Here is a 7,325-nt window from a genome sequence, read left to right as displayed (position 1 = left end):
GCTGGCGCGGTGGCTTCAACGCACCGAGCCGATCCGGCCGGTGGACATGCTGCAGTTCGGTACCGGCCCACACTTCTGCATGGGCTACCACCTGGTATGGCTGGAACTGGTGCAGTTCTGTATCGCCTTGGCGCTGACCATGCACGAGGCCGGGGTGCGGCCGCGGTTGCTGAGCGGCGTCGAAAAAGGCCGGCGATATTACCCGACCGCACATCCGTCCATGACTATCCGCATCGGATTCTCATGAGCTGGCATCGCATGCCCCGTGTGGTGAGGCAGCGGCGCCGGCGACGCGCGGCATTGCTGCACTCGGCGCGCGCGCTCGGTGCGAGGCCGGCAACACCGCGGCGGCTCGCCGCTCGCCGTGGCCGTCTCCTGGCAGGTACAAGGACATGAACAACATGCAGACTGGTTCCACGCCACACGACGACCGAGCTGGCGTTTCCGCGAACGGCATATTGGGCGCGCAGGCGCGCGGCGCATCCGGCAGGCTGCTGCCCGAGATCTGGATGCAGGACGGCGCAAAGCGGGTCGAAGAGGCGCTGGCGCGTCTTCTCTGCGCCGAAGACGACGGTGAGACCGAGCTGATGGCGGCGATGCGCTACGCCACCTTGCATGGCGGCAAGCGCACCCGCGCCTTGCTCTGTTTGGCTGCCGGCGCACTGGCCGACACGCCGGCGCACATGCTCGATGACGTCGGTGCCGCCATCGAGATGATGCACGCCTGTACGTTGGTCCACGACGATCTGCCCGCGATGGACGACGACGTGCTTCGCCGCGGCCTTCCGACCGTGCACGTCAAGTTCGGCGAAGCCACCGCGATCCTGGTCGGCGATGCGCTGCAGGCGCACGCCTTCCTGACCCTGGCGAGCCTGAATGCGCCGGGCGACAGCCCTATCGCGCTCGTGCGCGAACTGGCGCAGGCGGTGTCCGCCGAGGGGGCCGCAGGCGGGCAGGCCATAGATCTGTCGCTGGTTGGAAAGCACGTCGAGCTGGACAGGATCGTGGCGATGCACCGGATGAAGAGCGGAGCGCTAGTGCGCGCGTCCGTTCGCATGGGCGCGCTATGCGCTGTCGGCGTGAATGCCGCGCACGCTGCACTTTACTGTGCGCTGGATCACTACAGCGCCTGTTTCGGCCTGGCGTTACAGGTGATCGACGACATTCTCGACGTGACAGCGGATACCGCGGCGCTGGGCAAGACCCCCGGCAAGGACGCGGCGGCGCAGAAGCCGACCTGCGCGTCGATCATGGGACTGCAGGAAGCACGCCAGTTCGCGCTGGATCTGTTGCGCGATGCCGGCGAGGCCATCGCGCCGCTGGGGCCGCGTGCGGAACGGTTGGCGCAACTCATACAGCGGGCCAACGCGTATCTGTTCAAACACGCGCCACGCGCATGAGCGCGCCCGTCCGCATCGAGTCGCCCCTGTGCCGCTGCGATCGGCCGGCGGCAGAGTGCATCCTGCACTGTGTCCGAGTCCGCGGCGCCGATCGCAGCGGTTGCCCGCCGCGGCGCACGTTTCTGCAAACGGAACATCCCGCGTGAACGCGCTGTCCGAACATATCCTTTCCGAATTGCGCCGCCTGCTGAGCGAAATGAGCGATGGCGGCAGCGTCGGTCCGTCCGTCTACGACACGGCGCAGGCGCTGCGCTTCCACGGCAACGTCACCGGTCGGCAGGACGCATACGCGTGGCTCATCGCGCAGCAACAGGCCGACGGCGGATGGGGAAGCGCGGACTTCCCGCTGTTCCGCCATGCGCCCACGTGGGCGGCGTTACTGGCATTGCAGCGTGCCGATCCTCTTCCCGGAGCTGCGGACGCAGTCCAGACTGCAACGAGGTTCCTCCAGCGCCAGCCCGATCCCTACGCACATGCGGTGCCAGAAGACGCGCCGATCGGCGCGGAGCTGATCCTGCCGCAGTTTTGCGGTGAGGCCGCATCCTTGCTGGGTGGCGTAGCGTTTCCGCGCCATCCTGCGCTGTTGCCATTGCGGCAAGCGTGCCTGGTCAAGCTGGGGGCGGTGGCGATGTTGCCGAGCGGCCATCCGTTGCTACACTCCTGGGAAGCCTGGGGGACGTCGCCGACCACCGCATGCCCGGATGACGACGGCAGCATCGGCATCAGTCCGGCGGCCACCGCCGCGTGGCGTGCCCAGGCCGTGACACGGGGGAGCACGCCGCAGGTCGGGCGCGCCGATGCGTATCTGCAGATGGCATCGCGGGCGACGCGCAGCGGCATCGAAGGTGTCTTTCCCAACGTCTGGCCGATCAATGTGTTCGAGCCATGCTGGTCGCTGTACACCCTGCATCTGGCCGGGCTTTTCGCGCATCCCGCGCTCGCGGAGGCGGTTCGCGTGATCGTCGCGCAGCTCGACGCCCGTCTGGGCGTGCACGGTCTGGGCCCGGCCTTGCACTTCGCGGCTGATGCGGACGACACCGCCGTTGCGTTGTGCGTCCTGCACCTTGCAGGCCGTGACCCGGCGGTCGATGCGTTGCGCCATTTCGAAATCGGCGAGCTGTTCGTCACCTTCCCCGGCGAACGCAATGCCTCGGTGTCGACCAACATTCATGCCCTGCATGCGTTGCGACTGTTGGGAAAGCCCGCCGCGGGCGCCAGCGCGTACGTCGAGGCCAATCGCAACCCGCACGGTCTATGGGACAACGAAAAATGGCACGTTTCGTGGCTGTATCCCACCGCGCATGCGGTCGCTGCGCTGGCGCAAGGCAAGCCCCAGTGGCGAGATGAGCGCGCGCTGGCGGCGCTGCTGCAGGCGCAGCGCGACGACGGTGGCTGGGGCGCGGGTCGCGGGTCCACGTTCGAGGAAACCGCCTATGCGCTGTTTGCGTTGCACGTGATGGATGGGAGCGAAGAGGCGACAGGGCGCCGGCGCATCGCGCAGGTGGTGGCGCGTGCGCTGGAGTGGATGCTCGCCCGCCATGCGGCGCATGGATTGCCGCAGACGCCGCTGTGGATCGGCAAGGAACTGTATTGCCCCACTCGGGTCGTGCGCGTGGCCGAACTCGCCGGGTTGTGGCTGGCGCTTCGTTGGGGGCGGCGCGTCCTGGCCGAGGGGGCAGGAGCGGCGCCATGATCCAGACTGAACGCGCGGTGCAGCAGGTGCTGGAGTGGGGACGTTCCCTGACCGGATTCGCCGACGAGCATGCCGTGGAAGCGGTCAGGGGCGGCCAGTACATCCTGCAGCGCATCCACCCGAGCCTGCGCGGCACCAGCGCCCGCACCGGTCGCGATCCGCAGGACGAAACGCTGATAGTGACGTTCTATCGCGAACTGGCGCTGCTGTTCTGGCTCGACGATTGCAACGACCTTGGCCTGATCTCGCCGGAACAGCTCGCCGCGGTGGAGCAAGCGCTGGGGCAGGGCGTGCCGTGCGCGCTCCCCGGATTCGAGGGTTGCGCTGTGCTGCGCGCTTCGCTGGCCACGCTCGCCTACGATCGTCGCGATTATGCTCAGCTTCTCGACGATACCCGGTGCTACTCCGCGGCGCTGCGCGCCGGACACGCGCAGGCGGTAGCGGCGGAACGCTGGTCCTACGCTGAGTACCTGCACAACGGCATCGATTCGATCGCCTACGCGAACGTGTTCTGTTGCCTGTCCTTGCTGTGGGGGCTGGATATGGCGACCTTGCGCGCGCGTCCGGCGTTTCGCCAGGTCCTGCGGCTCATCTCCGCGATAGGGCGTCTGCAGAACGATCTGCATGGATGCGACAAGGACAGGTCGGCCGGCGAGGCCGACAACGCGGTGTTCTTGCTGCTGCAGCGCTATCCAGCTATGCCTGTGGTGGAGTTCCTCAACGACGAGCTGGCCGGCCATACGCGCATGCTGCACCGGGTGATGGCGGAAGAACGCTTTCCCGCGCCGTGGGGACCATTGATCGAGGCCATGGCGGCCATCCGCGTGCAGTACTACCGGACCTCGACCAGCCGCTACCGCAGCGACGCTGTGAGGGGAGGCCAGCGCGCGCCGGCCTGAACGCGCAGGAGGCGGCGGCGTGCGCGCGCTGCCGTCGGCCCGATCCGACGCAACGCCGCCGCCCGATGGAGCGAGCATGAGCGACACCGCCCTGAGACTGCACGTCCACGACCAGTTCGCCAACGGCCGGCGCTTCCGCATTCTCAACATCGTCGACGACGTCACTAAGGAATACCTGGGCGCCATTCCGGAGACGTCAATCCGGGGCGGCGGGTGGCCCGCGAACTGAAGGAAATCGTTGAGCGACGCGGCAAGCCAGGAATGATCGCGTCCGACCATGGCACCGAGTTCACCTGCAACGCCATGCTGGCCTGGAGCAAGGACACGGTCATCGACTGGCACTTCATCGCGCCGGGAAAGCCGATGCAGAACGGCTTCATCGAGAGATTCATGTATAGACGGCCGCGCGGATGCAAGGGATTTCAGCAGCAATTTGGATATCGGTCGGGTGCGTTCATGTATACGGCCTATCATTGCGACCGATAGCATGGCCGCTCGCCCTGATGGAGATCGCGGATCGAGGCCTCATCAACGGGTCGCGCTTGTTGCGCTTAAAACTCTTCTGTCAATCGGCCCTTTAATTGCGGATTATTGTCAACTCTCTTTTTTTGAAGCCATTCGGCAAGACGGTAGCGCTCGACCTCCCCGTCGGCCCGATTCGGCGCGCGCCAATTGTGCACACAATCGGCGAGAAATGGGGGAGCGTGCTACGACCTGTTCACAGCCCTTTCTGTCGCGGGCCATGTCGCGCCGAGCAGCCGGGAGTTGTTGGCAATCGCTGGAATTATCGGGTAATTTTGCGCAACAGGCGCAACACGATGTCGACGAACAAATGCGGACTAAGTTATTGAAATAATTGGTGATCCCAGCAGAACAAGCACATCAGCCGGTATCAATGGCTTAGATTGGCAAACCGCCCGTTCGGGCAAGATTGATCCGCAAGCGCTTTTTCGCGCACTGGCAATCAAAAGCCGCCGGATGGTGGGCCAAAAATGCGAAGGGCCGCCTCGGCTAAGGCAGCCCCAGATCGCAATCAAAAGTCCAGTAGCCTGGAATTTAGCACCCAGTCTCCCGAGCCGCAATCCGGAACCGCCATGCAAGCTGCCTTCGCCGCTGCCCTGGCGCGGAAGATGGTGCGGCCGTGAGTGCAATTCTCGACAAGGACCGGACCCGGCGAAAGCTCCATCTGTTAACGCGCGCAAATGGCGATCTACGCCTTACCGATCAAGACTTCCGGGTGCTTTGGTATATCGCCGATGCGATCGATCACGAGACCGATCTAGCCCGCCGCAAGCAGGCCACCATCGCTAAAGATCTTGGGAAGAAGGGCGTCCGCGGCGTGCAGTTGAGCCTCGGACGGTTAGCCGAGTTCGGCTACCTCAAGTTCGAGGTCAAGGAAGGCGGGACCTACGTCAATGCCTATCGCCTTCTTCTCGAAGAGGCGAATGTGGGTTCGCCTTCTTCTGACCAGAAGGCGAACAATGGTGAGCCTTTGGATGACCAGAAGGCGAACGTCGGTGCGCTTTCTGCCGGTGCAGTCCCCAAAAAGGCGAACGAGCGTGACGAAAAAGGCGAACCGTCATTCGTACATGATCCCTTATCTGTCCCTGAAGTAGCTGCAGCCGCGCGCAATGACTACGAATTCTATGCGGCGGGGGCGATGCATTGCACTAACTAACCCCCATGCGGCTCGTAGTACGCCCGCATCGCCTTCAGATGCTCTGCCTGCTGGCGGGAGTAGTGCCGGATCGAACGAAGCTCGCCCACCAGTAGGCCTACTATCAACCAGAAGGCAGTAGCCACTAGTGCCCCGAGCGCGACTTCAGAGACGCCTTTATGCTTCATCGTCGTGCTCAAGATAGCCCTCGATAAGGCGATCCAGGTCAATCTTTCTAATCGACGCCGCGATCAATCGGTCCACCTTCATATCTATTGGGGCTTTCCACAGAACTCAATCAGATAATTGATTAGAGCTCCCCCAACTCCTGCGGTCTGAAGGTTAGGACGGGTCGAAGCAAATGCGCGAACATTGTCTGCGAGCTGGACGTTTGTCATTTTGCTCTTCGAAATGCAATTGATAATGCGTGCCTGCCTTGGCATCTTGCTCGTCAGAGGCAACGCTAATCAGCGCGTCGTAGAAACCGGCCATGTAGGCAGCGCGGATCTGCGCAGGTAACGACTCCCATCGGAAGTAAGTGAAGTAAACGGCATTCGCAGGCGCGGTGATCACAAGCGGAGCCGCTACCAATATGATTCTAATCAAATCTGCCTCGTGATGCCGTGGATTAACAACTGATCGCCGTTGCGTCGCCCCGACTCGGGCGAAGATCATCCGCCCAGCAGACGTGCGCCTCAGTTTTCGCGGGGGTGGATCGGATAGTTGGGTCAAGCTCCGGTGCAGCACTCGTTCACAAACTCTGAGGCTAGCCCACCGTTACGGCATCCGCAGCAAGCAGGTCATCGATCAGCTCGGCAAAGCCCTCTCGTACAAGAAAGCGCCGGCTAAATGCCAGGCGCTGATGGTAGGGAATTAGATATCGATCGAAGCGGTCAGATTGAAGTTGGCGTGCCTCGCGCGCCAGCTCGTCCGTTTCAGGTAGGCCTTGTTCCTTGATTGCGACCAGGAGGTCCTTAAGGTCGGCCGCAGATGTTTTTTCGACAAAGACGGCAAAGTTTTCGATCGAAGCCTTTGCGCCCTCTCGACGTAAAGCCAGCACCATTGTCTGAGCGAGGCGTGCACCTGACCAAGGAAATACAATGACGTCCTGACCGTATTGCAGAAAGCGGTGCCTATCGAGATGGTATCCGCCTCGTCGACCCGCTCGTTGGAGAAGAATCGATAGGCGGCCTTCGTGTTGGCCCAATCCTGACAAACCAACGGGATGCTTTGACCCATGTCGCTCCCGATTTGTGCGAGCAATTTGCAGAACCGGCGACCAAGCCGCTCATCCTTAAACTCGCATCCCGCAACTTCCCGATCAACCCACGTCTCGATACCGGTCGTCAATCGCTGAGCACGCGCCACCGCGCGTTCCTTCACCAAGCCCATCGAGCACCCCGCACTTCCGAATCAGGTGCTCAACAACGAATCACAACAGATTCTACTGATTCAAGATTTCGGCCGCGGCCCCCCGCTCAAATCCGACGTCAAATGTGGGTAATTGAAAGATCTCTTTGCCGCTTACAATGCGCGCGCGGCCAAGCCGAGAATCTGATCAAGCTGCATATGACGCAGCTCGCCTCCGACCGCACCAGCTGCCGTTCGGCGCTCGCCAACCAGGTCCGTCTCGTGCTCCATACGGCCGCTTATTGGCTGATGCTGACCGTGCGCGA

5 protein-coding genes and 4 pseudogenes are annotated in these 7,325 nt (G+C 63.0%); 7 read left to right on the top strand and 2 right to left on the bottom strand.

The features are described from left to right. The 6 genes and pseudogenes from IC66_RS0141585 to IC66_RS0141550 form a co-directional block, all read left to right on the top strand. A pseudogene (locus IC66_RS0141585) lies at positions 1 to 247 on the top strand (cytochrome P450); the annotation flags it as partial. 154 nt (positions 248 to 401) lie between these two features. After that, positions 402 to 1,400 (top strand): polyprenyl synthetase family protein, encoded by a 999-nt coding sequence (locus IC66_RS0141580; RefSeq protein WP_028144010.1) that lies wholly within the window; start codon positions 402 to 404, stop codon positions 1,398 to 1,400. 142 nt (positions 1,401 to 1,542) lie between these two features. Further along, positions 1,543 to 3,093 carry a hypothetical protein gene (locus IC66_RS0141575; protein ID WP_026312707.1) on the top strand — a complete coding sequence of 517 codons (1,551 nt, stop codon included), beginning with the start codon at positions 1,543 to 1,545 and terminating at the stop codon, positions 3,091 to 3,093. Continuing rightward, positions 3,090 to 3,992: a terpene synthase family protein gene (locus tag IC66_RS0141570; RefSeq protein ID WP_028144011.1), complete on the top strand. Its 903-nt coding sequence runs from the start codon at positions 3,090 to 3,092 to the stop codon at positions 3,990 to 3,992. The genes IC66_RS0141575 and IC66_RS0141570 overlap by 4 nt, the downstream gene beginning before the upstream one ends. Before the next feature lie 103 nt (positions 3,993 to 4,095). Next, positions 4,096 to 4,382 (top strand): annotated as a pseudogene (locus IC66_RS44720) (DDE-type integrase/transposase/recombinase); the annotation flags it as partial. 751 nt (positions 4,383 to 5,133) lie between these two features. After that, entirely contained in the window at positions 5,134 to 5,670 is a 537-nt protein-coding gene (locus IC66_RS0141550; RefSeq protein WP_014497725.1) for a helix-turn-helix domain-containing protein, read from the top strand. Positions 5,671 to 6,415: 745 nt separating this feature from the next. On the opposite strand, the gene IC66_RS46950 is transcribed toward IC66_RS0141550, so the two are convergent. After that, positions 6,416 to 6,712: a hypothetical protein gene (locus tag IC66_RS46950; RefSeq protein ID WP_014497723.1), complete on the bottom strand. Its 297-nt coding sequence runs from the start codon at positions 6,710 to 6,712 to the stop codon at positions 6,416 to 6,418. 107 nt (positions 6,713 to 6,819) lie between these two features. After that, a pseudogene (locus IC66_RS48880) lies at positions 6,820 to 7,041 on the bottom strand (IS4/Tn5 family transposase DNA-binding protein); the annotation flags it as partial. 132 nt (positions 7,042 to 7,173) lie between these two features. Here IC66_RS48880 and IC66_RS0141525 point away from each other — a divergent pair. Then, positions 7,174 to 7,325, top strand: a pseudogene (locus IC66_RS0141525) (transposase); the annotation flags it as partial.

Source organism: Bradyrhizobium genomosp. III (assembly GCF_000261705.1).
GTDB classification, from domain to species: domain Bacteria; phylum Pseudomonadota; class Alphaproteobacteria; order Rhizobiales; family Xanthobacteraceae; genus Bradyrhizobium; species Bradyrhizobium ottawaense.
The sequence above is the reverse complement of the archived record's forward strand: the minus strand, read 5'-3'. Positions and strand labels throughout refer to the sequence as shown.

Coding starts and splice junctions, on each gene's coding strand:
- IC66_RS0141580 (WP_028144010.1), top strand. CDS start 402: ATGCAGACTGGTTCCACGCCACACGACGACCGAGCTGGCGTTTCCGCG.
- IC66_RS0141570 (WP_028144011.1), top strand. CDS start 3,090: ATGATCCAGACTGAACGCGCGGTGCAGCAGGTGCTGGAGTGGGGACGT.
- IC66_RS46950 (WP_014497723.1), bottom strand. CDS start 6,712: ATGGTGCTGGCTTTACGTCGAGAGGGCGCAAAGGCTTCGATCGAAAAC.